We start from the raw sequence: 27,000 nt of genomic DNA, 5'->3' as shown, positions 1-27,000 counted from the left end.
TTGTTATTCAGCAGCCGCTTTTTTAGCGGCGGGTTTCTTGGCCGCCGGCTTTTTGGCAGGGCTGGCCTTGGCGGTGGTTTTTGCAGCCGCCTTTTTCGGAGCGGCCTTTTTCTTCACCTCGCCTTCCGCGCCTTCCTCACCGTCGGTCTTTTTCGCCTTGGTCGCAGCAGCCTTCTTGGGCGCGGCCTTTTTGGCGGGAGCCTTCTTCTTGCCCTTAGCTGGCCCCTTGGCGGCGCGCTCGTCGATCAGGGCAATCGCCTGTTCCAGCGTCAGATCGTTCTGATCCACCGTCTTGGGCAGGGTCGCATTGGTGGTGCCATCGGTCACATAGGCGCCATAACGGCCCGCCAACAGCTTGATCTCGCCCCCGCTGGTGGGATGTGCGCCAAAGACCTTGAGCGGTTCGGCAGGCGCATTGCGGCTGCGGCCACCACCGGCGGCCGCTTCGGCCAGCTTGGCCACGGCCATATTCATGCCGGTCTCAAACACTTCAGCCGTGCCACGCAGGCGGGCATATTTGCCCTTATGCGCCAGATAGGGGCCATAGCGGCCAATGCTGGCGGTAATCGGCTCACCCGTTTCGGGATGCTGGCCAATGGTGCGCGGCAGGCTGAGCAGTTTAACCGCCCAGTCGAGCGTCATCTCGCCAATATCCTTGGGGATCGAGGCCATCTTCTTGGTCTCGCCATCGCCCATCTGGATATAGGGGCCAAAACGGCCAGACTTACGCAGGATGGGCTCTCCCGTTTCCGGATGCTTGCCCAGCTCGCCTTCCTCGCCCGCATCACCGCTGCCGCCCGGTTGAGCGAACTTGCGGGTGAATTTGCATTCGGGGTAATTGTTGCAAGCGATAAACGCGCCATAGCGACCGCCGCGCAGCGAGATACGCCCCGTTTCACATTGCGGGCATTTGCGCGGGTCCGATCCATCCTCCTTGGGCGGGAACAGATAGTCGGACAGGAATTCATCCAAAGCCTCGGTCACTTCCGAAGGCTTCTTCTCCATCACCTCGTCGCTTTTGGGCTTGAAGTCCTTCCAGAAGGCTTCGAGTAGCGCCTTCCACCCTGCACGCCCGCCCGACACATCGTCGAGTTCGTCTTCCATGCCCGCGGTGAATTCATAGGCCACATAGCGCGGGAAGAAGCGTTCGAGAAATGCGGTGAGCAACCGCCCCGATTCTTCTGCAAAGAAACGGTTTTTCTCGGTTCGCACATAGGCGCGATCCTTCAGCACCTGAAGCGTGGCCGCATAGGTGGAAGGACGACCAATGCCCAGTTCTTCCAGACGCTTCACCAAGCTGGCTTCGGAGAAGCGCGGCGGGGGCTGGGTGAAATGCTGGCTCGCCTCCACCTTGTCCTTCACCGGCATATCGCCCTTGTTCAACAAGGGTAGCAGATTACCGTCATCCTCGTCGCTATCGGGCTTGGCATCACGGCTTTCGTCATAGACCGCCATGAAGCCGGGGAATTTCACGACCTGACCGGTGGCGCGCAATTCATGCATGCCCGTGCCATCGCGCAGCGTCACCGTGGTGCGCTCCAGCGCGGCGCTGGCCATCTGGCTGGCAAGCGCACGCTTCCAAATCAGGCCATAGAGCTTGGCCTCATCACCGCTGCCATAGGTGTCGCGCTTGAAATCGGTGGGACGGATCGCCTCGTGGGCCTCCTGCGCATTCTTGGCCTTGGTTTCGTAATGGCGCGGCTTTTCAGGGCAATAATGGCCAGAGAAGCGGTCATGGATTTCCTGACGCGCGGCGGCAATCGCGCTGGGGTCCATCTGCACACCGTCGGTACGCATATAGGTGATGGCGCCTGCCTCATACAGGGTTTGCGCCACGCGCATCGTATGGCTGGCCGAAAAGCCCAGCTTGCGCGCGGCCTCCTGTTGCAGGGTGGAGGTGGTGAAAGGTGGATAGGGATTACGGCGGACCGGCTTGGTCTCCACCTCCTCCACGCGGAAAGCGCCGCTTTCCACCGCCGCCTTGGCGCGCAGGGCAATACCCTCATCGCCAAGGCTCAACTTGTCCAGCTTTTGCCCTTCAAATTTCACCAGACGCGCGGGGAAGCGGGTGCCATCCTGCATCAGGCTGGCGATGACCTGCCAATATTCCTGAGGGCGGAATGCCTCGATCTCGCGCTCACGCTCCACAATCAGGCGCAGGGCCACCGATTGCACACGCCCTGCCGATTTCGCGCCGGGCAACTTGCGCCACAGCACCGGAGACAGCGTAAAGCCGAACAGGTAATCCAGCGCGCGGCGGGCAAGATAGGCGTCGATCAGATCCTGATCCAGATCGCGCGGCTGTTTCATCGCCGTGGTCACCGCATCCTTGGTGATGGCGTTGAAGGTTACGCGCTGCACATCCTTGGGCAAGGCGCGGCGCTTGGCCAGCAGCTCGCGCACATGCCACGAAATAGCCTCGCCTTCGCGATCAGGGTCAGTCGCGAGGATCAGTCGGTCGGCCTGTTTGGCCAGATCGGAAATCTCGCGCACGCGGGATTGTTTGTCGCCATAGAGTTCCCAATCCATCGCGAAATCTTCGTCGGGGCGAACCGATCCATCCTTGGGCGGCAGGTCGCGAATATGGCCATAAGAGGCCAAAACGCGGTAATCCTTGCCCAGATATTTCTCGATAGTCTTGGCCTTGGCCGGCGATTCGACGATGACTAGCTGCATGGTATCTCTGGCAATCTGTAAAACGGGCAGGCGCGGGGGAAGCCATCGAGGCCACCCTTTTGCCGCCGATCATGAAGCAAGGCAACCACCCCCAAGCCTAGCCCGAGAGCCATTGCCTCACACGCACACACGAGGGTGGAGGCGGCAGGCCCCATCCGTCAAGGGGCCTTTGCAGGTAAGTTTGCTGTAACTGCACGATGGGCTTGGCGATAGGCGGCCAAGCGTTTGCGCAATTCCGCCAGCAATTCGGGCAGATCGGCAACCTGCTTCACACCATAACGCGCGGCGGTAATATCCACATTCCCCTTGCGCCAATAGCCTTCGGGGCACAGCACGATCAGCTTGCCCCCGCGCGCATGCAGGCCCATTTCCAGCAGGCTGACCGGCGCCTGTGATCCGGCGCTGAAATTCATGATCACGATGTCGGCGCTGTCCAGCGCGGCCAGTTCCCATTCCACTTGGGTGCGGAAATTGGGCTCCGATGCCACCGGCTTCCACGCCGGATTCCAGTCGGCACGGCGGGGGTTGAGCAGGTCCACCTCATCCTGCCCCAGCGCGGCGATCACTTCCTTTTGCCAGTCGGGCGCGTTGCCCATGTCGATGCTGCCGCCCAGAAACACGCGGGGGCGCATGTGATCGGCAGGCAGTGCCACGGGCGAGACAAACACCCTCGCCTCCTCGGCATGGGCCAGCCCACCCGCCAACAAAGCGACAACACCCATCAACAGCTTGATCATGGACGCAAAACCTTCATCCCCTTGGTGCGACTGGTCAAATGATACTGACGGCACAAGGCGCAGCGATAGGGCCGCAAGGTCACCTTGGCGGCCAAAGCCACCGCCACCGCTTCAGCCTCGCTGGCATAGCGGCGTTTACGGGCACATATGGCAGGGCGTGTGCGCAAAGGCTCCGTCAGTCGCCCTTGAGCAAGGCTTCGCGCACCACGGCAATGCCCGCCTTGCGCTGCTCGGCCAATTCCTTTTTCAGCACGGCAGGGTCGCGGGCGATGACAAAGCCAAAGGACACCCCGCCCTCCTTACCTTCCGTGGCGTGGTGCAACTTGTGCGCCTGTACCAGACGCTTGGCATAGCCGCGCTTGGGCACATATTTGAAATAGCGTTGATGGACCAAGCCGTCATGGATCAGCGTATAGACCACACCATAGAGCAAAATGCCCAGCCCGATCCATGTGCCCGGCTCCCAAGCCGCCACGCCCATCACCAGCGGGCTACCCACCGCAAAGGCCGAAATACTCATCACCGCACCAACAATGGCGTAAAGGTCATTCTTCTCGAACATCCGGTCGTGCCGCTCGTGATGGTCGCGGTGCCAGCCCCAGCCCCAGCCATGCATGATATATTTATGCGCGCTCCACGCCACGCCCTCCATGCCAAGGAATGTCGCCGCGATGACAAGGATGATCGAGAATGTGCTCATAGGGCCCCTATAGCCCCCTTCCCGCACCAAGGCCACCGGTCCAAATGTCCACCCTATATCCGTAGTTCGGCTAAAGGCCCCTTGTCTTTCGGTGCCCCCCTGCCTAATTCAGATGCATTATGACTGGCACCGCAAAAACACTCTACGAAAAGATCTGGGACGCCCATGTGGTGGAACGCCGTGAGGACGGCACTTGCCTGATCTGGATCGATCGCCACCTCGTCCATGAAGTCACCAGCCCGCAGGCGTTTGAAGCCCTGCGCGTATCGGGTCGCAAGGTACGCCGCCCCGATCTGACGCTGGCGGTGCCCGACCACAATCTGCCCACCACCGCGCGCCGCGATGCCGCTGGCGGCCGTATCCCCATTGCCGATCCTCAAAGCGCCCAGCAGTTGGAAATGCTGGAAAAGAACGCCCCTGCTTTTGGCATCCGCTATATCGGCGATGCTGACCGTGAACAGGGTATCGTCCATGTCGTTGGCCCCGAACAGGGCTTCTCGCTGCCCGGCGCCACCATCGTTTGCGGCGACAGCCACACCGCCAGCCACGGCGGTCTGGGCGCGCTGGCCTTTGGCATCGGCACGTCGGAAGTCGAACATGTGCTCGCGACGCAGACGTTGCTGCTCAAACAATCCAAGACGATGGAAGTGCGCGTCGAGGGCGAATTGGGCGCAGGCGTGACCGCCAAGGACGTTGTGCTGCATATCTGCGGTGTGCTGGGCGCCAGCGGCGGCACAGGCTATGTGATCGAATATACCGGCTCTGCCATCCGCAGCCTGTCGATCGAGGGTCGCCTGACCATTTCAAACATGGCGATCGAACATGGCGCCCGCGCTGGCCTTTGCGCGCCCGATGACAAGACCATCGCCTATGTAAAGGGCCGCCCCTATGCACCCAAGGGTGCCGATTGGGACAAGGCCGTGGCATGGTGGAAGAGTTTGGCTACCGATGCTGGCGCCACCTATGACAAGGTGGTGGTGATCGATGCCGCCGATATCCAGCCTACGGTTACTTGGGGCACCAGCCCCGAAGACACTGTGGCCATTGGCGGCGTGGTGCCTGCTCCGGAAAGCTTCGCCGATCCCAGCAAGCAGGAAGCCGCGCGCAAGAGCCTTGATTACATGGGCCTGACACCGGGGCAAAAGCTGTCGGATGTCGAGGTGCAGAATGTGTTCATCGGCAGCTGCACCAACAGCCGCATCGAGGACATGCGCGCCGCCGCCGCCGTGGTGAAGGGCCGCAAGAAGGCCGATAATGTCCGTTGGGCCATCGTTGTGCCCGGTTCGGGTCTGGTCAAGGAACAGGCCGAGGCCGAAGGTCTGGACAAGATCTTCATCGAAGCGGGTATCGAATGGCGCGAGCCGGGCTGTTCGGCCTGTCTGGCCATGAACCCCGACAAGGTGCCCGCAGGCGAACGTTGCGCCAGCACCAGCAACCGCAATTTCGTGGGCCGCCAAGGTCCGGGCGCACGCACCCATCTCGTTTCCCCCGCCATGGCGGCAGCGGCGGCGGTGACGGGCAAGCTGACCGATGTTCGTGAACTGATCGGGTGAGGCAGATATGAGCGAAGAAAGCGAAAAGAAGGAAGGTCGCAGCTGGGCAGGCGCCGCCACTCTGGCCGGTGCGGCGATTGGCTCGGCGGCTCTGGCTGCGGCGCTGATCTATGCCGGACGCCGCAAGGCCAAGGCTGCGCAAGAGCCCGCGCATCCTGAAGACGCTCCCGAAACCGATTGATCTGAAAGATTATCCCATGACCCCCATCAAGCACGTGGCTGGCACGGCAATCCCGTTTGGCCGCAAGAATGTGGACACGGATGTCATCATTCCGGCCCATTGGCTCAAAACCATCACCCGCACCGGCCTTGGCAAGGGTGCGTTTGAATCGATCCGCGCCGAAGAAGGCAATATCTTTGACGATCCAGCCTATGCTGGCGCGCAAATCCTGATCGCGGGCGACAATTTCGGCTGCGGATCGAGCCGTGAACATGCCGCATGGGCGCTGCTCGATATGGGCATCACCTGTGTGATTGCCCCCAGCTTTTCGGACATTTTCTCCGGCAATGCGTTCAAGAACGGTATTCTGACCGTGGTTCTGCCGCAGGAAGCCATCGACCGCCTGCTGGAAGTGGCCAAGGATCAGCCGATCGACATCGATCTGGAAACGCAAACGGTCACCACGCCGTTTCAGGACCGTTTCCAGTTTGAAATCGACCCTTTCCGTAAACATTGCCTGATCAACGGTCTGGACGAAGTGGGCCTGACCTTGGCCCGCGACGAAGCGATCCGCACGCATGAGGCCAAGATTGCAGCCGAACTTCCTTTCCTGGCCAATGTAGTAGCTGCCTGATTTTTTCTGCGCCTTTTTGCGCTAGCGCAAAGATAGGGCCGCTGCGAAATGCTGATGATGCAGATGTCGCAGCGGCCTATGCGCCAAATCGGGGGATTGAACCGAGGCCGCTGCGGCACTATCCCGACATAACGAAGGCGTGATACAACGCCTGACCAACACTCTTGCGGGAGGATGCCCCATCATGACCAGCTTTCAGGACCGCGAACGCGCCGAAGAGGCCAAGTTTGCCCATGACGGCGAAATGGATTTCCGAATCCACGCCCGCCGCAACCGCCTGCTGGGCACTTGGGCTGCCGAACGGATGAGCCTTTCGCCCGCCGAAACCGATGCCTATGCCAAATCGGTGGTGCAGGCCGATTTTGAAGAAGCCGGTGACGAAGACGTTGTCCGCAAATTGCTGGGCGATTTGATTAGCGCGGGCGTCGATGCCGACGAATCCGAAGTGCGCGCCGCGATGAAGCAGAAAGAGACCGAGGCGCGCCGTGCGCTGATGGGCGAAGTCTGAACCCGTCGCCATTCCAACCAACCAAGGACATTCCCCCATGCCCATGCAAGCCGACCAGATCGAGGCCATGATTTTGGCCGCCATTCCCGATGCTCAGGTGACGATCACCGATCTGGCGGGTGATGGTGACCATTATGCCGCGCATGTCGTTTCGGCCAGCTTTGCAGGCAAGCCGCGCATTGCCCAGCATAAGGCGGTCTTTTCCGCTTTGGGTGGTCGCATGGGCGGCGAATTGCACGCCTTGCAATTGACCACCGCGACACCCAATTAAGGGCCATCATTGACGGTCGGGCCGCAACCGACCACAATCAAGCCTTCCCCCGAAACCGTGGTAGAAAGTAAAACCATGTCCGACGCACAGACCCGCATCGCCGAGATCGTCAACAGCAACCCCGTGGTCCTGTTCATGAAGGGCACCGCACTTTTCCCGCAATGCGGTTTTTCCAGCCGTGCGGTGGCCATTCTGGAACGCCTTGGCGCGCCCTATGAAACGGTGGACGTGTTACAGGACCCCGAAATCCGCGCCGGCATCAAGGAGTTTTCGGAATGGCCGACCATTCCCCAGCTCTATGTGAAGGGCGAATTTCTGGGCGGCAGCGACATTATGATGGAAATGTATGAGGCTGGCGAGTTGCAGGACCTGCTGCAACAGCATGGTCTGGTGCAGGGCTAACCTGCTCCCACCCACAAAAAAGCCGCCTCGTTACGCAACGGGGCGGCTTTTTTTGTGGGCCGGTTTCGGCCCGTCAAGCGTGGCGGGGTCGGGAGACTGGGAACCGACCCCGCTTTTCTCGACGCGGGAAGCAAGGTGGAACGCGGAGACCGGGAAGCGCGCCACCTCTTTCGAGACTGCTTGATGCCTTCATCAAAGCACAAGGCGTGCCAAATCGCACTACCCATTGAAATGATGTGATTTCATATCAAACCATCAAGCATCGCCGTACCAATCTGTAAACTTTCCCGACACAGCTTGCGCTTTTGCCTCTACCCCCGCATTTTATGCGCCATGCTTGGCCAAGATAGTGACAAAATCCCCGCCGCCACACTGGTTGTCTTTCGCCAGTCCATCGGCGATGCCGCGCCGCAAGTGCTGATGGTGGAGCGCGCCTCCACCATGCGCTTTGCCGCAGGGGCGGCGGTCTTTCCCGGCGGACGGGTGGATGCAGCGGACGTAACGCTGGCCGAAAACCTGGGCGATCCCTCTCCACAGTGCATCGGTCGCATCGCTGCCATCCGCGAAACTTGGGAGGAAACGGGGCTTGCACTTGGGTTCAACCGGAGCTTGAGTGCCAAAGAAGCCGCCGAAGGTCGGCACCTGTTATTGCAGCATAAAGCCTTGGCTCCGGTGCTCAAGGCGCTGGATTTAAGGCTCGACCTCGACACCCTCCCCGCCTTTGCCCATTGGCGGCAACCGACTGTCGGTGGATTTGACACTCTGTTCTTTCTGGCCAATCTGGGCAGCGGTCGGGTCGATCTGGCGGTGGATGCGACCGAGAACACCAATCTGTTCTGGGCCACGCCCGCTCAGGTGCTGGCCCGTGCCGATGCGGGGGATTTGCGTATCATTTTCCCCACCCGCCGCAATCTGGAGCGCCTTGCGCAATTTGCCTCCTATGCGCAGGCGGTGGAAAATGCCGCCCGCCACCCGATCCGCCCGATCAGCGGCCAACCTTGCGAGAAAAATGGCGAGGCTTGGCTGATGATACCCGATGGTCTGGGCTATCCGGTGCTAGGCGAAAGGCTGGCGACCGCGCGGCGGGGGTAATTCTCAACCTATACGTTTAAAGCGCCATTTGACTTAGCGCCGCATTGGCGGACAGAAGCGGCAAAAGTTCACACGGAGTCGGCCCTTTGTACCCCAACCCCAACATTAACCTGCGCTTCTTTGCCTCTGCCAGCGCCGCAACCCTTTTGCTGGCGCAACCAGCCCTTGCCAAGGCCCCCGCGCACAAGCCTGTTGCCATGCAGCCCATCACCGTGGCTCCGGCCCAAGGCGATGCCAAGGCAGGTACCGCCGCGCATGTGATGGTGGCCGCCGCCAATCCTTTGGCCGTGCAAACGGGCCTCCGCATTCTGCAGGCAGGCGGCAGTGCGGTGGATGCGGCTGTCGCGGTACAGTCGGTGCTGGGGCTGGTCGAACCGGAAAGTTCGGGTCTGGGCGGCGGGGCCTTCCTGCTGTTCTATGATGCAAAAACCCGCAAGGTGACCGCCTATGACGGGCGCGAAGTGGCCCCCAAGGGCGCCGACCCCAAGCAGTTCATCGGCCCCGATGGCAAGCCGCTCACCTATTTCCAGGCGGTGACCGGCGGCATTGCCAGCGGCGTGCCCGGCGCGATTGCTATGCTGGAATTGGCGCAAAAGGAACATGGCAAGCTGAAGTGGAGCGCCCTGTTCGGCGAGGCACGCAAGCTGGCCGATGAAGGGTTTGAAGTGACCCCCAAGCTGGCCCGCGCGATTGTCAGCGCCGCGCCGCAGGCCAAGGGCGCCGATGCTCAGGCCTATTTCTTCAAAGCGGATGGCACGCCCTACAAGGCAGGCGAGCATATTATCAACAAGCCCTATGCCGCCACGCTGGACAAGATTGCCGCGCAAGGGTCCAAGGCGATCCTGACCGGCGAATTGGCCGAAAAGATCGTCGCCAAGCTGCATAGTGGCACTTACCCCAGCACAATGACGCTGGCGGATATGGCCGCCTATCAACCCAAAAAGACCGAAGGCCTGTGCCTGCCCTATCGCGCCCATGTGGTCTGCACCCCGCAGGCCCCTTCGGGCGGCGTGGCCGTGCAGGAAGCGCTGGGCCTGCTGGCGCGCACCGACATCAACAAGCGCGGCCCGCAAGACCCTGTGGCATGGCTGCAATTCGCGCAGGCAAGCCGCCTCGCCTATGCCGACCGCGACCGTTATGAAGGCGACCCCGCCTTTGTGCCCTTCCCCAAGGGCTTGCTGGCGCCCGACTATCTGGCCCAGCGCGCCAAGCTGATTGGCAATAGCATCCAGCCCGTCACCTATGGCGTGCCCAAGGACGCGCCCAAAGTCGGCCCCGACGCCACCAAGGAACCGGGCGGCACCAGCCATTTCGTGATCGTGGACGCGGCGGGCAATGTGGTATCCATGACCACCACGGTGGAAAGCATCTTCGGCAATGGCCGGATGGTGGATGGGTTCTTCCTCAACAACCAGCTGACCGATTTTTCCTTCACCCCCACCGACAGCGATGGCACCCCCGCCGCCAATGCGGTGGCCGGAGGCAAGCGTCCGCGCTCCAGCATGTCGCCCACGATCGTCCTGTCGCCCAAGGGTGATTTCGAGATCGGCGTGGGCTCGCCCGGTGGTTCGGCGATCATCGCCTATGACCTGAAGGCGCTGGTGGCGATGCTCGATTGGGGCATGGCTCCGCAATCGGCGGCCAGCCTGCCCAATCTGGTGGCGCGTGGCGACAGTTTTGGAGCTGATCCCTTCCCGCAGGACATTACCGCGGCCTTGGCCACCAAGGGTCTGGTACTGCAAACCGCGCGCGGGGAAAACTCCGGCATCCATATCGTGCTGCGCCGTAGTGCAAAACAAGGCGGCGGCTATAGCGGTGCCGCCGACCCGCGCCGCGAAGGCGTGGCCCGCGGCTTCTGATACAAACAAAGGGGCGGCTCACCACCGCCCCTTTTTCTTATCCCCGCCGCATGATGAATTCATCGTCCAGCCAGTCGCCCACCGCGAATTGATATTCGCCCACAATGGCAAAGCCGCGACCGGCATAGACATGCTGCGCTTTCAGATTCCCCTGCCATACGCCCAACCAGATTGGGCGTCCCTGCGCCGCCAGATGGTCCAGCCCCAGATCGAGCAGCTTTTTGCCCAGTCCTGCCCCTTGCGCGCTGGCCTTCAGATAGAGTTGGTATAATTCCCCATCGCCTTCCTTACATTCGGGATGCGGCACTTTGGCGGGGCCGACATGGCAATAGGCGACCAATTCGCCCGCCTCATCCTGTGCCACCCAAGTCCGGTGCGACGAATCGGCCAATTCGCTGGCCACCTTCGCCTCGCCATAGGATTCGCGCTCGAAAATCGCCAAATCTGCCGGCGGATAGGGAATCGCAAAACCACCGGCTCCAAAAGTTTCACGGAAACAGAAAAGTTTGAGTGCGGCGAGCGCGGGCACATCATCGCCATGTGCAAGGCGGATTGTATAGTTTTTGGTCATGCAAACGATCTAAACCAGCCCAAAGCGCCGCGCAATTGCGCCGATTGACGCATGAATATCCCGTTGCGGAAATTATGCTTTCCAACCTGTTGCGACTACGCCCCGCGCCTCCACGGATCAGGGCTAACACGAAATACTGACCCTAAGGCGCATAATTAACGGCGAATTTTCCAACATGTCCCGCAATGGGGAGAAAAACGTTGCTGCGCATCGGCATATCAGCCAAATTTCTGGCTGCCTTTTCCGTCCTGCTGGTGGTTATGGCCGCCATGGGCACTTTCGCGGTGGCCAAGATCGGTGAAGTTAACGCCATTTCGGCTGATCTTCGCGACCGCTGGCTGCCTGCATCGCAGGCTTTGGGCGATGTCCACGCCTTCATCTCGCAATATCGCATCAAGCAAAGCGCCTATATCACCGCCACCAGCGAAGGCCAAAAAACGCGCCAGACCAAGATGCTGCGCGCTGCTCAGGCGGCGATTGGTGAACGTTTGGGCGATGTGGAAAAGCTGACGGCTGACGGCGAACAGAAGGCTGCCTTTTCCAAGCTGAAGCAGGACTGGGAAGCCTATACCACCCAGAACACTCAGATGCTGGAATTGACCGATGAGGCTGCGGCCAAGGCCATGTTCGAAGGCGATTCCCTCAACGGTTTCTACACCGTGGAAGACGATCTGCTGCAACTGATCGACCTCAACACCAAAGGCGCCAATGCGGTTTCGGCCAAGTCTGCCGCCATTTACGCGCAGGCCCGCAGCTTCATCGTCGCCACCGCCGGCGCCGGTGTGGTGATCGCGCTGGCCATGATGGCCATGATGATGAGCACCGTCGCCCGCCCGATCTCGCGCATGAGTGAAGCGGTGGCCCGTCTGGTGCAGGGCGATATGTATGTCGAAGTGCCCGCCACGGGTCGCCACGACGAATTGGGCAGCCTTGCCCGCGCACTGGACAGCTTCAAGTCACTGTTCGCCGCTGATCAGGAACGCACCCAGGCCGAACTGGAGCGCGCCAAGGAAACGCAGGTGACCATCGATGCCATCGGTTCGGGTCTGGCCGAATTGGCCAAGGGCAATCTGACCCACCGCGTGCCGGAAAATGGTCAGGGTGCGTTGGGCAAGCTGCATGTCAATTTCAACGAGGCGGTGGGCCAGCTTTCCACCGTGCTGACCGAGATTGTCGACGGTTGCGATGCGATCCGCCGTGGTACCGACGAAATCGCCGCTGCCAGTGGCGACCTCTCGCGCCGCACCGAGCATCAGGCCAGCTCGATTGCCGAAACCAGCCGCACGCTCAATGAATTCACCGGCACGGTGCGCGTCACCGCCGACAATGCCCGCCAGACCAGCAGCCGCCTTGCCGTGGCGCGCAGCACGGCCGTCTCGGCGGACTCGCAAGCCATTCAGGCGGTGCAGGGTCTGCAGGCGATTGAAGCCTCCAGCCGCGAAATGGCCGAAATTGTCGGTGTGATCGACGGCATCGCCTTCCAGACCAACCTTCTGGCGCTCAATGCCGGTGTGGAAGCCGCCCGAGCAGGTGACGCTGGCAAGGGCTTTGCCGTGGTGGCCAATGAAGTGCGTGCGCTGGCCCAGCGCAGCGCGGACGCTGCCAAGGATATTCGCGCGCTGATCACCACCTCGAACGATCAGGTGTCTACGGGTGTGGCTCTGGCCACGGCGAGCGGCGATGCCTTGCGCCAGATCGTGGGCGAAGTGGCGCAGATTTCCGAACTGGTGGAGGAGATTGCCGAAGCCGCACAGAAGCAGTCGTCGAACATCGACGAAATCTCGCAAATGGTCACGTCGATGGACCAGTTCACCCAGCAGAACGCGGCGATGGTGGAGGAAAGCTCGGCCAGCACGCATAATCTGTCGGACGAAACGCAGCGTCTGGTGGAAAAGCTGCAACGCTTCCGCCTTGAACGCGGCATGGGTGGCCATGCTCCGGCCCGCAGCAGCAGCTTCAGCGCGGCCCCGGCCAGCAATGATGTCGCCCTGCCCAGCTTTAACCGCAGCGCCAGCATCGCGCCCATGCCAGCGCGCACCCAAGGCGCCAATGCGTTGAAAGTCGAAGAGGACTGGTCGGAATTCTGACCACAGGGAAGTTACCTAAGACCCTAAGAAATACTCGATAACTATATATTTTTCCCTGTTTTTATCTCTCGCCCCAATATTCTTTCTTCATAATCCAGCACAAGCTTTGCAACCCGAAAGGCTCAATAACATCATGACCACTCTTTTCAGCAAGATTACCCTCGGTCTGGCTGGTGCGCTGCTGGTGGCCTCGCCTGCTATGGCGCAGGCTCCCGAGTGGACCAAGCAGGTGACCCGCATGTTTGCCTCGAAGCAGACCTACCCCTCGACCGCCCAGATGCGCGGTGAAGAAGGCACCGCCAAGGTGAAGGTCTTTATCGGCGCCGATGGTTCGGTGGAAAAGGCCGAACTGGTGGCTGGCACGGGTTCGGCCTCGCTGGACAAGGAAGCGCTGTCGGTGCCTTCGAAGGTTGGCCGCGTTCCCGCCCCCCCTGCTGGCGCCACCACGCTGACTGTCCCGATGACGTGGAAGCTGGCCTAACCGCCATCTGATTTTCCCGAAAATCCCGATTAAGGTCTCGCAAGCTCCCTCCCTCCGCGAGACCTTGGCCAAGGGGTCAGCCGCAAGGTTGGCCCCTTTTGCCATGCTGGCCGCAGCGAATTGAATCGACTCGCGTAATTTTCTTGCTTTGTGCGAACAAGCCTGCTAGCGGCCTGCCCAAGCATAACCGGCGTAGGGCGCCTATCGCCCCTTTCAAACGCAGGAACGGACCGCGTGAGGGCATCCCTTGATGGATTTGCCCGCCCCGCTTCCCAAGGGTTGTGTGTTTGTAACGCTTCCTCTTCACGCAGGGCTAGCGGCGGATGCCACCTGCTTTGCCGCGCGCAGCCCTATGCGCGCGCCGATGCGTTTTATTGAAAGACACGTCATGTCCTATTTTTCCGACCTTGGTCTGGCCGAGCCCTTGCTGCGCGCCCTCGAAGCCAAGGGCTATAACGACCCCACCCCGATCCAGCAGAAGTCGATCCCCGCGCTGATCGAAGGCCGCGACCTTTTGGGTCTGGCCCAGACCGGCACCGGCAAGACGGCGGCCTTCTCGCTGCCCTCGCTGCACCGCCTGATCACCAATCCGCAGCCGCGCAAAAGCGCCTCCTGCCGCATGCTGGTGCTTTCGCCCACGCGTGAACTGGCGGCGCAGATTGCCGAAAACATGCGCGGCTATGCCAAATTTGTGAACATGAGCATCCAGTGCATCTTCGGCGGCGTCCCCGCGGGCAAGCAAGCCCGCGCTCTGGTGCCCGGTTGCGATGTGCTGGTGGCCACGCCTGGCCGCCTGCTCGACCTGATCGACCAGCGCGCCTTTACCCTGCGCGATGTGGAAATCTTCGTGCTGGACGAAGCCGACCAAATGATGGACCTCGGCTTCATCAACCCCTTGAAGCGCATCGCCCGCCTGTTGCCGCAACAGCGCCAGAGCCTGTTCTTCAGCGCCACCATGCCGCAGGCGATCGAAGCCCTGGGCAAGCAATTCATCAACAATCCGGTCAAGGTGGAAGTTGCCCCGCAATCCACCACCGCCGAACGGGTTGAACAGCGCGCCATCCTGATCAGTCAGTCGGAAAAGCAGGCTTTGCTGACCATGACCCTGCGCGCTGGTCTGGCCGAAGGCGCGGCTGATCCGATCGAACGCGCCATCATCTTCACCCGTACCAAGCATGGCGCAGACCGTGTCGTGCGTCACCTGACCCCTGCCGGTATCGAAGCCGCCGCCATCCATGGCGACAAGAGTCAGGCGCAACGCACTGCCGCTCTCAAGGGTTTCCGCGAAAACCGCATCAAAGTGCTGGTCGCCACCGATATTGCCGCACGCGGGATTGACGTTTCGGGCGTCAGCCATGTGTTCAACTTTGAAATCCCCAATGTGGCCGAACAATATGTGCACCGCATTGGCCGCACCGCCCGCGCTGGCGCCGATGGCATCGCGCTCAGCTTTGTGGCCGAGGACGAACGCCCCTATATCCGCGCCATCGAACGCCTGACTGGCGTGAAGCTCAAGATCCTCCCCCTGCCGGAAGACTTCCTGCGCGAAGCCGCCCGCCTGCCTGCCCCTGCCAAGCGCACCAGTGGCGAAATGCAGGATGCGGCACGCCGCGATGGTGGCCGTCGTGACGGTGGCCGCCGCGATGGCGGGCGCAGCGAAGGTGGGCGCCGTGAGGGTAGCCGTAGCGAAGGCGGGCGCCGCGAAGGTGGGCGCAGTAACAATGACCGCCGCCTGAGCGTGCATGGTGACCGTCCCCGCGATGGTGCCCGCAGCCAAGGCCAGCGCGAGGCCGACCGCGCCCGTGGCGAACGCCGCGATGCCGAACGTCGCAACCGCGATGGCGCAGCCCGCCCCGCTGCCGCCGGTCCGCGTGGTGCGCGTCCGGCCCCCGTGCGCAGCCAGTTCGACCCTCTGCGTGAAAATGTCGACGCCGCACCGCGCGGTAACGGTCAGCGCCGCCAGCGTCAGGGCTAATCGCTTCTGATCCTGCGAAAAAGGGCGGCCAAAAAATGGCGGGAGGTGCATCGCACTTCCCGCCATTTTTGTATGTTCACACTGCGGCGGTAGAAACGCCAAGTTCGGGGATGCCGATAGACCGGCGGCCGCCGTAATCAGTCTTCACCACAATCAAACCACTCTTTTCCAGATGGTCCAGCAAGCGGCGAATGCGCCCTGGCGAACTGGTCCCATAGGCACGAGCCAAGGCCTCATCATCGGGGCAAGGCGCCTCATCGATGGCGGCGCGGGCGATCACCAGAAAAGGCGCCAACAGGTCATCGGGCACCGCGCGCGACAGGCCGAGCAGCGCAGCCCATTCCTCGTCCAGCGGGCGGAAGATACCAGCGAGAGCCATGGCAAAACGGCGGCGGAATTGCGTCACATCACCCGCATGCGCGCCAATCTTCTTCATGCGGCAACGCACGGTAAAGTCCTGATACAGGCTGGCAATCGGCTGATAGGTGCAGTCCGGCTCCTCGACAATATCGGCCATGATCTGCGCCATGATGTCCTGCACCTCGGCCTGAGGCAGGCTGGGCGGGGCGGGCACATGGGCGGCGCTGAACAGGTTGGGGCCGCTATTGTCCTCCAGCGGTTCTTCGCCCGGCGCCGTGGCCATCACATAGGTGCTGATCTGCTCCATCAACTCGCCCGCATCGGGGCGGGCCATACCGGCCAGCAAAGGCGTTTCCTCGGCGGCCAATTCCGCCGCAGTCGGCGCGGCATGGAGTAGCGCATGCAGATCATCCCCCGTGACCGAGGGCGGCGGCAACAGGCCGGTGGATACCGCGCGACTGGTAGTCTTTACCCCGCCGATCCGCACCGATACAGGCCGCCGCGTGATGGCTGGCCCCAGCGCCAGAAACTGCCCCCGCGCCAGATCGCGGATGGTTTCGGCCTGACGCCGGTCCATGCCCAGCAGATCCGCCGCACGGGCCATGTCGATATCCAGAAAGGTGCGGCCCATCAGGAAATTGCTGGCCTCTGCTGCCACATTCTTGGCCAGCTTGGCCAGACGCTGGGTGGCGATAATCCCCGCAAGGCCGCGCTTGCGCCCGCGACACATCAGATTGGTCATGGCCGATAGCGACAGGCGGCGCACTTCATCGGTAACATCACCGGCCGCAGCGGGGGCAAACATCTGCGCCTCATCCACCACCACCAAAGCAGGATACCATTGTTCACGCGGGGCATCGAACAGGGCATTGATGAAGGTGGCCGCGCAACGCATCTGCGCCTCGATCTCCAGCCCGTCCAGCGCCAGCACCACGCTGGCGCGATGCTGGCGCACGCGGGCGGCCAGACGCTCCAGATCCTTGGTCGCATAGGCCGCGCCATCGACCACAATATGGCCGAACGGTTCGGCAAGCGTGACGAAATCGCCTTCCGGATCAATCACCACCTGCTGCACCAGCGGGGCGCTTTCCTCCAGCAAACGGCGCAGCAAATGCGACTTGCCAGAGCCCGAATTGCCCTGAACCAGCAAGCGCGTGGCCAGCAATTCCTCGATATCAATCGGAACCGCTTTGCCGTTCGATTCTTCGCCTATGATGATGGATGCAGTCACGCCTGCGCATCTAGCCGCTGGGGCGCGGCGCGGCTAGGGTTTGGGGGGAAGTTTTCCAGAGATTGCTTGGGAATTTTGCAGGCAATTTGCCTCCGGCGGGCAAAGGGACTCGTCCCTTTGCAATCCCGTTAATGAACGCGCGAAGCTGCAAGCACAGCGCAAGATCGACGCCCCGCGGGTTTTAAAGCGCTTCGGGCAATAGCGCCACATCGCCAGCCAAGCGCCACCCCATAAACGGGATTGTTAAGGGCCCCCGCCCTTAACCCGACGGAGGCCTATTACCCCCGCAAAACCTCCACCCCCAAAGCCTCAGCCACCTTGATCCCGTCCACCGCCGCCGACAGGATGCCGCCAGCATAGCCAGCCCCCTCCCCCGCTGGATAGAGCCCGCGCGTGTTGAGCGACTGGAAATCCTTGCCGCGGGTGATGCGCAAGGGGCACGACGTGCGGGTTTCCACGCCAGTCATCACAACATCGGGGTGGTCATAATTGGGGATCTGGCGGCCAAACACCGGCAAAGCCTCGCGGATAGCCTCGATCACATAGGGCGGCAGGCAGAGCGACAGGTCCGTTAGCTTCACCCCCGGCTTATAGCTGGGCACCACCGCGCCAAATTCACCCTCGGACGGGCGACCGGCCAGGAAATCGCTAACCTTTTGCCCCGGCGCGCAATAGTCGCCGCCACCGGCGGTAAAGGCAAGGCTCTCCCATTGGCGCTGGAACGCCATGCCTGCCAAAGGCTCGTCGGGATAATCCTTGCCCGGATCGACCGTCACCACAAGGCCGGAATTGGCGTTGAATTCGGCGCGGGAATATTGGCTCATGCCATTGGTGACCACGCGGCCTTCCTCGCTGGTGGCCGCCACCACGCGCCCGCCGGGGCACATGCAGAAACTGTAAACCGCGCGGCCATTGCTGGCCTGATGCGATATGGCATAGGCCGCCGCGCCCAAAATGGGGTTGCCCGCGCATTGTCCGAAACGCGCCGTGTCGATCCAGCTTTGCGGATGCTCGATCCGCACGCCAATAGCGAAAGGCTTGGATTCCAGAAACACGCCGCGTTCGTGCAGCACTTCAAACGTGTCGCGACTGGAATGGCCCAGCGCCATCACGCAATGGCGCGCGGGCAGATAGGATTCGCTGCCATCCTTGGTGCTGACCAGATGAAGGCCCACCAGATGACGCGCATCCCCCTCGCCTTCAATGTCGAAATCGCGCACGCGGGTCTGGAAACGGTATTCGCCGCCCAATTGCTCGATCTTTTCGCGCATACTCATCACCATAGTGACAAGGCGGAAAGTGCCGACATGCGGGTGCGCTTCATAAAGAATGTCGTCAGGCGCACCGGCTTTGACAAATTCGGTCAACACCTTGCGCGACAAGTGGCGCGGGTCCTTGATGCGGCTGTAGAGCTTACCATCCGAGAAAGTGCCCGCCCCTCCCTCGCCGAATTGCACATTGCTTTCGGTGGAAAGCTGATGACGGCGCCACAGGGCCCAAGTGTCTTTGGTGCGTTCACGCACGGCGGTGCCGCGTTCGATGATGATGGGCTTCAAACCCATCTCCGCCAGAATCAGCGCCGCCATCAGCCCGCAGGGGCCAGCGCCGATCACCACGGGGCGCAGACCCGCATAACCTTCGGGCGCCACCACCGGCAGGCGATAGGCGGTGTCGGGCGCGGGGCGGATATGGCTATGGCCGGGGAAGCGGGCTAGCACTTCAGCCTCGTCCTCCACCTCCACATCAAACACATAGACCAGCTTGATCGCCGATTTCTTGCGCGCATCATTGCCACGCCGCACCATATTCACCCGCAGCAGCCTGTCGGGCGCAATCCCCAGCATGGCGCAAATGGCAGGGTCAATCGCCTCGGCGGCGTGGTCGAGCGGCAGGGTCAGGTCAGAGATACGGATCATCGCCGCGCCTTACAGGCTTTGCCCCCGTTTGGCCAGACAGGCCGAGCGCTAGACCGGCTCCCCCGCCTCGCGCGCACGTTCCACCACCAAGGCTTCATCCCGCCGCACGCGCATGGCCAGCGCCACCAACACCGCCACCAAAGGCACCGCCACCCAATTGATCGACAGGATCGCCCGCCCCAGATCGCCCCCGCTGGCATCCGAAATCATCCCCACAATATAGGGGCCGATGCCAAGGCCGGTGATGGTCGACACCACCAGATAGGTGGAGGATGTCATCCCCCGCATGCGCGGCAAAACCTGATCATACAGCACGGCATAAAGCGGCGGCATCCACATGGTCAGCACAAAACTATAGGCGACAAAGCGGGCATAGAAGCTGCCCGCATCGGGCGCATGATAGACCCAAATAGCCAGCAGCGGCGATCCGCCCATGGCGAAAATGGCAATCAACACCCGCCCCAAGCCGGGCAGGCGCTGGTTGGCCCAGTCGGTCAATGGCCCCGCCACCATCGGCCCAACCACGCCCAGCCCCGCCGACAGCAGGCCAAATTGCAGACCGGCTTGCGCGGGCGAGAGGTGATAGACTTTCATCAGAAAGGCAGGCGTAAAGGCCATGCAGCCGTAATTGATCATGCTCTGCAAAGAGCCCGCCAGCATCGACAGGCGCAAGGATGGGCTGCACATCACCGCATAGGCGGGCGGATCGACCAGCCTTTGCGATTGCATCAGGTTCAGCATGGCGAACAGGCCCACGCCCACCACGATCCATTGCAGATCATGCGGGCTGAGGCTGACCAGCCCCAAATGCACCAGCGGGCGCGGGCTGAAAGCTGCCCCCATCCGCGCCGCCGCCACCATGGCCAGCACAATCGCCACACTGCCCCCCAGATTGACCGCCCAGACGCGTGCCTCAGCACCACGCCGCGCCATCAGCCACCAATTGCTGACTGGCAGCACCGCGCCCAGCACTGCCCAAGCCGCCGCAAAGGGCCGCGCTTCGGGCACAGTGGGGATGCCATCGGCCGCCCCGCGTTCCGGTTCGCGCAGGCGCCACAGCAGCAACGCCAAGGGCAGACCGGGCAGCGCGGCGAGGATGAAAGCGAATTGCCATCCTTTCAGTGCGAAGGGCGCCGCGCCTGGAAATCGCCCATCCCACCAATCCGCCGCCATGCCACCCAGCACGCTGGACAGGCCCAACCCAATAGCGATTGCCGCCGCCAGCACCGCCATGGCCAGCCCGCGCCGCGCCTTTGGGAAATAGTCGAAGATCAGGCTGGTACCCGCAGGCTGGCTGGCCGCCTCGCCAATACCTACGCCAAGGCGGGACAGGGCCAGCAAGGCAAAGCCGCTGGCAAGCCCCGCAAGGCCGGTCGCCATCGACCATAAAGCGATGCAGCAGGCCAGCAGCCAAGTGCGCCGCCAACCATCGGCCAAGCGCCCCAAAGGCAGCGAGAAAAGCGCATAAAACAGCGCGAAAACCGTGCCATACAGCAGGCCCATCTCCGCATCGCCAATCGCCAGATCATGTTTGATGCGCGGGGATAGAATGGCCAGAATATTGCGGTCCAGTAGGCTGAGACATTGCGTGGCCGACACCAGCGCCAAAGCATACCATCCGCCGCGCAGCACTTTGCGCCCCTGCACCAAAGGCATTTGCCCCGATTGCATGTCCATTCCATCCTCTCCACCGGCATTTGCTGCCGTTATGTTCCATAGCGTAACCTTGGGGCCGCGCCTTGCATAGGGGAAAAGAACAGGATTCCTGACAGAACCTCTCAAGCCTTGCGCACAGCCTTGCGCTTAGGGCCCGAATGCGTCAGGGATGCAGGCGGGGCGTGGGACTTGGCGTGATGCGACACGGCGGGCACCATGTTGGGGAAGCATCGGGAGTGCTTCTATGTTGTTGAAACGAATATGGGTCGCTTTATGCGGTCTGGCCGTGCTATGGGCCTTTGCCCCATCGGCACAGGCGGCGGGAATCGCCAGTCTGGCGCCGGTTGCGCCGGTGGTGTCCTGCGCCAGCCTTGCCTCCACCGATCTGTCCAGCGCATTGGGCGCCAAGGCGGAGTGGCACGCCAGCGAAGTCAACGGTGACAAGGCCTATTGCCAGATCACCGGCACCATTGCGCCATCGATCAAGGTGGAGATCCGCCTGCCCTTAAAAGGCTGGACCCAGCGCTATCTGCAAACCGGCTGCGGCGGGCTTTGCGGCAATTTGCGCATCGATACGGGCAAGGCCGAGGGCTGCGCCCCCGTCACCGATGGCAGCATCATTCTGGCCAGCACGGATATGGGCCATCAGGGCAATGACATGGCCTGGGGCGATGACCAGCACAAGCGCGAGGATTTCGCCTATCGCAGCCTGCATCTGACCGCCGTGGCGGCCAAGTCCTTTGCCAAGGCTTTCTATGGTCAGGCGCCGCGCTATTCCTATTTTGCCGGATGCAGCGATGGCGGACGCGAGGCGCTGATCATGGCGCAGCGCTATCCGCTGGATTTTGACGGGATCACTGCCGGTGCGCCCGCGCTCAATTTCAGCGTGCAGAACAGTTTCCATCACGCATGGCTGGCCAAGGTCAACACCGCGCCCGATGGCAAGCCGATCCTGACCGCTGCCGATATTCCGGTATTGGCCAAGGGCGTGATGGATGCTTGCGACAAGCTGGACGGGTTGAAGGACGGCCAGATCACCGATCCGCGCGCCTGCCATTACAACCCCGCCATGCTGGAATGCGTGGGTGCCTATGAGGCAGGCAAATGCCTGACCGCCGCGCAAATCGCCACGGTGCGCGCCATTTATCAGGGCGCGCGCACCGCCGATGGCAAGGCATTGGAAGTCGGACCCTTGATGCCGGGCAGCGAGAAGAACTGGATCGGTGTTTTCGTGCCCTTTGCGCCCGACGCTCCGATCTTTTCGGGCAAGATCGCGTTGGATGCGATCAACCATGTGATGTTCACGCCCAATCCGGCCAAGCCCTATAGCGTGCAGGACTTCCCCTTTACCGAGGCGATGTTCCGCCAATTGGAACCGGCCCGCGCATTGTATAATGCGGACAATGCCGACCTCTCGGCTTTTTATGCCCATGGCGGGCGGTTGATCCTGTGGCATGGCTGGGCCGATCCGCATATCAGCCCGCTCAACACGATCGACTATTTCGAACGTGTCGGCGCCAAGATGGGCAAGGACAAGCGCGATGCCTTTGTACGCCTGTTTCTGATGCCGGGTATGGGCCATTGCTCGGGCGGCGACGGGCCGAGCGATTTCCCGCTGCTGGCCAATATCATGGGCTGGGTCGAAGGTGGCGAGGCTCCCAGCGCCATGGTGGCCAAGCGCGCCACGCAAACCCGCGAAGGCCTGCCGATGGGCATGCGTCCCAATGGTGCTGGCCCCAATGGCCCTGATGGTCAACGCCGTGGTCCGCCCGATGGCATGATGCCGCCGCGTGATGGCATGCGGCCGCCCGAAGGAATGCCTCCTCGCGATGGAATGCCACCCCGTGATGGCCAGTTCGCTATGGGGCCGCGTCCCGAAGGCGCGCCTGCCGGTCCGCCCGCGGGCATGATGCCACCGCCGCAACCCAAGCTGCCCCCGCGCAGCCGTCCGGTCTATGCCTATCCGCAGGTGGCCAAATATAATGGCACCGGTTCGCTCGATCAGGCGGAGAATTTCTCAGCCTTCACGCCGGAGCCGGTAAACGGGCTGGCCGTCTGGGTCGGCGCGAAATAAACAGACAAGGGCCGGATGTCAGCGACACATCCGGCCCTTTCTTACAATGCAGCGGCCAAGCGATCGGCGGTCATATCGCCATGGGCAAAGCGGGCCGCCTCGATCACCAAGGCCCTGTCCGGCTCCACGCCGGTGTAGAGCGTGAACTGCTCCACCGCCTGCAACACCACCACTTCTGCGCCGGTAATCACCGGCTTGCCCGCCGCCAGCGCCGCACGGATCAAAGGCGTCAGGGCGGGCTGGGCCACCACGTCGATCACCATCTCGGCCGCCTCCACCATCGCCTGCGGATAGGCCATGGTTCTGGCATCAGGCCCCTCCATCCCCAATGGCGTGACATTGACCAGCAAGGGCGCGCCCTGCTCCGGCAATTGGGGCAACCATTGAAACCCGTATTGCGCCGCCAGCGCGGGTCCCGACACCGGATTGCGGGCCACAATCGTGCCTTGCGTAAAACCGGCATAGCGAAGTGCCGCCGCGACAGCTTTGGCCATGCCGCCACTGCCGCGCAACAGGAAGGGCTTGGCCGGATCCGCCGGACTGGCGCGCAGCATGGTCCGCACTGCGGAATAATCGGTATTATATCCCGTCAGATAGCCGTCATCATTCAGGATCGTGTTCACACTGTCGATCACCGCCGCCGATGGTTCCAGCACGTCGATCAGGGGGATCACCGCCTCCTTGAACGGCATGGAGATTGCGCAGCCGCGAATGCCCAACGCCCGAAAACCGCCAATCGCGGCGGGCAGATCGGTGGTGGTGAAGGATTTATAGACATAATCCAGCCCCATCGCCGCATAGAGGTAATTATGCAGCCGCGACCCCGCATTGCCCGGCCGCCCGGACAGCGACATACACAGGCGCGTATCGCGTCCGATTGGCGGCTTGGACATAACTTTCTCCATTCAAGATCAGATATTTAGCACATATCCCGTCACCACATCCGGTCAAGCGGCAAATGGCACAATCCCGCCTGCATGGTTGATCTTTGCCCCTGTTTCCCGCAAGTTGGGCACAGGGGCGCGCGGAAACGACGCCTGTGGGGGAGAATGAGCAAGTGAGTGAGCCGCAACGCCATCCCGAAATAGAGGTTTCGGCCAGCGACATCAGGCTGATTATCGCCGCCAGCAGCGCAGGCACGGTGTTCGAATGGTATGATTTTTTCATCTATGGCACGCTGGCCGGTATCATCGGCAAGACCTTCTTCCCCTCGGGCAATGCGACCTTGCAATTGTTGCTGGTATGGGCCGGTTTTGCGGTGGGCTTTGGCTTTCGGCCTTTGGGCGCTGTGCTGTTTGGATTTCTGGGCGACAGGCTGGGCCGGAAATATACTTTCCTGATGACCGTGGTCTTGATGGGCGCGGCAACGGCGGGCGTTGGTCTGATCCCCTCGGCGGCCAACATTGGTTATGCCGCGCCCTTGCTGGTTCTGGCTCTGCGTGTGTTGCAGGGGTTGGCGCTGGGCGGGGAATATGGCGGGGCGGCGGTCTACGTGGCCGAACATGCGCGGCCTGAAAAACGCGGTTTTTTCACCAGCTTCATTCAGGCCGCTGTGGTAGGTGGCTTCGTGCTGAGCCTGCTCGTCGTGCTGGCCTGCAAGACCGCGATCACCGGTCCCGCATGGGAGGCATGGGGCTGGCGCGTGCCTTTCCTGGTCAGCCTGATCCTTTTGGCCATTTCGCTGTGGATGCGGTTGAAATTGTCCGAAAGCCCCGTTTTCCGCGCCATGAAGGAAGAGGGCGAACTGGCGGGCAATCCCTTCATCGAAAGCTTCACCTACCCCGGTAATGGCAAGCGCCTGTTGGTAGCCTTGCTGGGCGTTTCGGCGGGGATGACGGTGATTTTCTACACCTCTATGTTCTCGGTCCTGTCCTTCCTGAAAGGGCCGATGCGGATGGAGGACACTTACGCCGAGGTGCTGGTGGGCGTGGCGGCCATTCTGGGCGGCGGGTCCTATATCCTGTTTGGCGCCCTGTCCGACAAGGTGGGGCGCAAGAAGCCCATCGTCTGGGGCTATGTCGCCACGCTGGTGCTGCTGTTCCCGCTCTATTGGGGCATTGGCGCGTTGGCCAATCCGGGGCTGGCGCAGGCGGCAAAGCGCGCACCAGTGATCGTGTCGGGTGCCGATTGCCATTACAGCCCGTTTGACAGCGAACAAGCCAGCCCTTGCGGCAAGATCCTGTCGGACCTGACCACTTTGGGCGTGGGTTATAAGCTGGAGGCGCAAGGGGCAACCGGCCTCACCATTGCCGGCAAGCAGCAAGACATTGCCGCCCTGCCCCTTGCCGACAAAAAGGCCCGCAGCGCCGCGATAAAGCAATGGCTGGAAAGCGCAGGCTATAATTTCGCCAAGGTGACCCCATCGGCAGGCGCGGCCCTTGGCATTGTGGCGCTCAATATCGTGCTGGTGGGGCTGGCTGGCGCAGCTTATGGCCCCTTGGCGGCGCTGTTGTGCGAGATGTTCCCCGCCCGCATCCGCTATTCCTCCATGTCGATCCCCTATCACATCGGCACCGGCTATTTCGGCGGTTTCCTGCCGCTGATCGCCAGCTATATCGTCGCCCTGCGCGGCGATGCCTATGCGGGCCTGTGGTACACTTGGGGGATTGTGGCGCTGGCCTTGGCGGTGGCGGCTTGGGGGGTGAAAGCCGGCCCCCCGTCCGAATTTGCCGATTAAGCCTCTTTGGGCAACACGAGGTTGAGCACCAGCGCAATAATCGCGGCGGGCAACACGCCGGAGGTGAGCAATATCCGTGGCGTTTCGGCCATATAGGCCAGCGCCGCGGGCTCCAGTTGCAATCCAAGACTGACCGAGAGCGCAAGGCCGAAGATCAGCATATTGCGCTGGTTCCACTCCACTTTGGACAGCATGGCAAGGGCCGAGGACGCCACCATGCCAAACATCACCAGCACGCCCCCGCCCAGCACCTCGATGGGGATAGTGGTGATCACAGCCCCCACCTTGGGCAACAGGCCCGACACCACCAGCAACAGCGCGCCCACCGTCACCACATGGCGGCTCATCACGCCGGTAATGGCGATCAGGCCGACATTCTGGCTGAACGTGGTGTTGGGCATGGCACCAAATATGGCGGACAAAGCCGTGCCCACACCATCAGCCCCCACCGCCCCGATCAATTCCCTGTCGGTCGCGCGGCGGCCTGCGCTGCCTTCGCAAATGGCCTCTACGTCGCCGATGCTTTCTATGGAGGACACAAAGCCGGTCAGCACAAAGCCGATGATCGCGCTGGCCGAGAGTTCAAAGCCGAAATGGAACGGCATGGGCAGCATGAACCAACCCGCAGGCCCCACCGCCGCCAGCGACACCCGCCCCATCGCCGCCGCCAACAGATAGCCTACCATAAGGCCGATCAACACGCTGGCGGTGGACCAGATGCCCCGGCCGAAGAATTTGAGCCCCATCGTGGCCAGCACCACCGTGCCCGCCAGCAGCCAGCTTTGCCCCGAACCATAGGCGGGCGTGCCGATGGCGGTGGGCCCTCCGGCCGAATATTGCACCGCGATCCGCATGAGCGACAGGCCGATCATCAGCACCACCAGTCCCGTTACCAGCGGCGGCAACGCGAAACGGATACGCCCCACCATTCTCGACAGGGCCGCATGGAACAGCCCGCCACATAAGGCCGCCGTGGTCAGCGCCGCCATGGCCCCCACGCCCTTGCCCGCCACAATCGGGATCATCACCGAGAGATAGGCAAAGCTGGTGCCCTGCACCAAGGGCAGCCGCGCACCAATGGGGCCAAAGCCGATGGTCTGCATCAGGGTGGCAATCCCTGCAAACAGCATGGACATCTGGATCATATAGATCAGTTCCGATGGATCGGGCGAACCAAACCCGAAACCAGCCGCCCCCGCCACAATAATCGCCGGTGCCAGATTGGACACAAACATGGCCAGCACATGCTGAATACCCAGAGGGACGGCGGTGCTCAGCGGCGGGAAATAATCAGGGTCACGCGCCTGTTCCGGCGTCATGCCTTGCGGCGGAGAAGCGGCGGGCAGAACATCGGCGGCGATCGTGGCCATGGCTTAATCC

23 protein-coding genes are annotated in these 27,000 nt (G+C 62.0%); 13 read left to right on the top strand and 10 right to left on the bottom strand.

Annotated features, from left to right (window positions below; translation table 11 throughout):
- Positions 1-3: 3 nt before the first annotated feature.
- The 4 genes from topA to EOE18_RS15560 all read right to left on the bottom strand — a co-directional run bounded on the left by topA (position 4) and on the right by EOE18_RS15560 (position 4,113).
- Positions 4-2,676, bottom strand: coding sequence for a type I DNA topoisomerase (topA, locus tag EOE18_RS15570; RefSeq protein WP_127711211.1), 2,673 nt, complete (start codon positions 2,674-2,676; stop codon positions 4-6).
- A 158-nt stretch (positions 2,677-2,834) separates the two neighbouring features.
- Positions 2,835-3,413 carry a nucleoside 2-deoxyribosyltransferase domain-containing protein gene (locus EOE18_RS15565; protein ID WP_127711209.1) on the bottom strand — a complete coding sequence of 193 codons (579 nt, stop codon included), beginning with the start codon at positions 3,411-3,413 and terminating at the stop codon, positions 2,835-2,837.
- On the bottom strand, positions 3,410-3,580 hold the full coding sequence (locus EOE18_RS18535; protein WP_164852785.1) for a hypothetical protein: 171 nt from the start codon (positions 3,578-3,580) through the stop codon (positions 3,410-3,412). The genes EOE18_RS15565 and EOE18_RS18535 overlap by 4 nt, the downstream gene beginning before the upstream one ends.
- 8 nt (positions 3,581-3,588) lie before the next feature.
- Positions 3,589-4,113: a sterol desaturase family protein gene (locus EOE18_RS15560; protein WP_127711207.1), complete on the bottom strand. Its 525-nt coding sequence runs from the start codon at positions 4,111-4,113 to the stop codon at positions 3,589-3,591.
- A 119-nt stretch (positions 4,114-4,232) separates the two neighbouring features.
- Here EOE18_RS15560 and leuC point away from each other — a divergent pair, with 119 nt between their 5' ends.
- The 8 genes from leuC to EOE18_RS15525 all read left to right on the top strand — a co-directional run bounded on the left by leuC (position 4,233) and on the right by EOE18_RS15525 (position 10,592).
- Entirely contained in the window at positions 4,233-5,666 is a 1,434-nt protein-coding gene (gene leuC / locus EOE18_RS15555) for a 3-isopropylmalate dehydratase large subunit (protein ID WP_127711205.1), read from the top strand.
- 7 nt (positions 5,667-5,673) lie between these two features.
- Positions 5,674-5,847 (top strand): hypothetical protein, encoded by a 174-nt coding sequence (locus EOE18_RS18530; RefSeq protein WP_164852784.1) that lies wholly within the window; start codon positions 5,674-5,676, stop codon positions 5,845-5,847.
- A gap of 16 nt (positions 5,848-5,863) precedes the next feature.
- A complete protein-coding gene (gene leuD / locus EOE18_RS15550) occupies positions 5,864-6,460 on the top strand; it encodes a 3-isopropylmalate dehydratase small subunit (RefSeq protein WP_127711203.1) in 597 nt (198 codons plus the stop codon).
- 184 nt (positions 6,461-6,644) lie between these two features.
- The gene (locus EOE18_RS15545; protein ID WP_127711201.1) at positions 6,645-6,968 is read left to right on the top strand and encodes a DUF1476 domain-containing protein; all 324 of its coding nucleotides are present in this window, start codon (positions 6,645-6,647) and stop codon (positions 6,966-6,968) included.
- Positions 6,969-7,005: 37 nt separating this feature from the next.
- A complete protein-coding gene (locus EOE18_RS15540) occupies positions 7,006-7,239 on the top strand; it encodes a BolA family protein (RefSeq protein ID WP_127711199.1) in 234 nt (77 codons plus the stop codon).
- A 75-nt stretch (positions 7,240-7,314) separates the two neighbouring features.
- Complete coding sequence (gene grxD, locus EOE18_RS15535) at positions 7,315-7,641, top strand: Grx4 family monothiol glutaredoxin (protein ID WP_127711197.1); 327 nt, start codon at positions 7,315-7,317, stop codon at positions 7,639-7,641.
- A gap of 333 nt (positions 7,642-7,974) precedes the next feature.
- On the top strand, positions 7,975-8,733 hold the full coding sequence (locus tag EOE18_RS15530; RefSeq protein WP_127711195.1) for an NUDIX hydrolase: 759 nt from the start codon (positions 7,975-7,977) through the stop codon (positions 8,731-8,733).
- A gap of 86 nt (positions 8,734-8,819) precedes the next feature.
- Positions 8,820-10,592 carry a gamma-glutamyltransferase family protein gene (locus EOE18_RS15525; RefSeq protein ID WP_246027477.1) on the top strand — a complete coding sequence of 591 codons (1,773 nt, stop codon included), beginning with the start codon at positions 8,820-8,822 and terminating at the stop codon, positions 10,590-10,592.
- Between the two features lie 37 nt (positions 10,593-10,629).
- Here the strand turns inward: EOE18_RS15525 and EOE18_RS15520 are convergent, their stop codons facing one another.
- Positions 10,630-11,163 (bottom strand): GNAT family N-acetyltransferase, encoded by a 534-nt coding sequence (locus EOE18_RS15520; protein WP_127711191.1) that lies wholly within the window; start codon positions 11,161-11,163, stop codon positions 10,630-10,632.
- Between the two features lie 185 nt (positions 11,164-11,348).
- Between EOE18_RS15520 and EOE18_RS15515 the strand changes: the two genes are divergently transcribed.
- From EOE18_RS15515 to EOE18_RS15505, 3 genes are all read left to right on the top strand, one after another.
- Positions 11,349-13,250: a methyl-accepting chemotaxis protein gene (locus EOE18_RS15515; RefSeq protein WP_246027476.1), complete on the top strand. Its 1,902-nt coding sequence runs from the start codon at positions 11,349-11,351 to the stop codon at positions 13,248-13,250.
- A gap of 133 nt (positions 13,251-13,383) precedes the next feature.
- Complete coding sequence (locus EOE18_RS15510; RefSeq protein WP_127711189.1) at positions 13,384-13,731, top strand: energy transducer TonB family protein; 348 nt, start codon at positions 13,384-13,386, stop codon at positions 13,729-13,731.
- A 388-nt stretch (positions 13,732-14,119) separates the two neighbouring features.
- Positions 14,120-15,706 (top strand): DEAD/DEAH box helicase, encoded by a 1,587-nt coding sequence (locus tag EOE18_RS15505; RefSeq protein WP_127711187.1) that lies wholly within the window; start codon positions 14,120-14,122, stop codon positions 15,704-15,706.
- 76 nt (positions 15,707-15,782) lie between these two features.
- On the opposite strand, the gene EOE18_RS15500 is transcribed toward EOE18_RS15505, so the two are convergent.
- The 3 genes from EOE18_RS15500 to EOE18_RS15490 all read right to left on the bottom strand — a co-directional run bounded on the left by EOE18_RS15500 (position 15,783) and on the right by EOE18_RS15490 (position 20,884).
- Positions 15,783-17,297: a helicase HerA domain-containing protein gene (locus tag EOE18_RS15500; protein ID WP_127711185.1), complete on the bottom strand. Its 1,515-nt coding sequence runs from the start codon at positions 17,295-17,297 to the stop codon at positions 15,783-15,785.
- Positions 17,298-17,575: 278 nt separating this feature from the next.
- A complete protein-coding gene (locus EOE18_RS15495; protein WP_127711183.1) occupies positions 17,576-19,213 on the bottom strand; it encodes an NAD(P)/FAD-dependent oxidoreductase in 1,638 nt (545 codons plus the stop codon).
- A gap of 48 nt (positions 19,214-19,261) precedes the next feature.
- Positions 19,262-20,884 carry an MFS transporter gene (locus EOE18_RS15490; protein ID WP_246027475.1) on the bottom strand — a complete coding sequence of 541 codons (1,623 nt, stop codon included), beginning with the start codon at positions 20,882-20,884 and terminating at the stop codon, positions 19,262-19,264.
- A gap of 229 nt (positions 20,885-21,113) precedes the next feature.
- On the opposite strand from EOE18_RS15490, the gene EOE18_RS15485 reads away from it, so the two are divergent.
- Complete coding sequence (locus EOE18_RS15485) at positions 21,114-22,943, top strand: tannase/feruloyl esterase family alpha/beta hydrolase (RefSeq protein WP_164852783.1); 1,830 nt, start codon at positions 21,114-21,116, stop codon at positions 22,941-22,943.
- 41 nt (positions 22,944-22,984) lie between these two features.
- Here EOE18_RS15485 and EOE18_RS15480 read toward each other — a convergent pair whose 3' ends face one another.
- Complete coding sequence (locus EOE18_RS15480; protein WP_127711179.1) at positions 22,985-23,836, bottom strand: shikimate 5-dehydrogenase; 852 nt, start codon at positions 23,834-23,836, stop codon at positions 22,985-22,987.
- A gap of 164 nt (positions 23,837-24,000) precedes the next feature.
- On the opposite strand from EOE18_RS15480, the gene EOE18_RS15475 reads away from it, so the two are divergent.
- Positions 24,001-25,620 (top strand): MFS transporter, encoded by a 1,620-nt coding sequence (locus EOE18_RS15475; RefSeq protein WP_127711178.1) that lies wholly within the window; start codon positions 24,001-24,003, stop codon positions 25,618-25,620.
- Here the strand turns inward: EOE18_RS15475 and EOE18_RS15470 are convergent.
- Positions 25,617-26,990, bottom strand: coding sequence for a uracil-xanthine permease family protein (locus EOE18_RS15470; RefSeq protein WP_127711176.1), 1,374 nt, complete (start codon positions 26,988-26,990; stop codon positions 25,617-25,619). The two genes, EOE18_RS15475 and EOE18_RS15470, sit on opposite strands and share 4 nt — an antisense overlap.
- Positions 26,991-27,000: the final 10 nt, after the last annotated feature.

Source organism: Novosphingobium umbonatum (assembly GCF_004005905.1).
In the GTDB taxonomy this organism is placed as follows: domain Bacteria; phylum Pseudomonadota; class Alphaproteobacteria; order Sphingomonadales; family Sphingomonadaceae; genus Novosphingobium; species Novosphingobium umbonatum.
The sequence above is the reverse complement of the archived record's forward strand: the minus strand, read 5'-3'. Positions and strand labels throughout refer to the sequence as shown.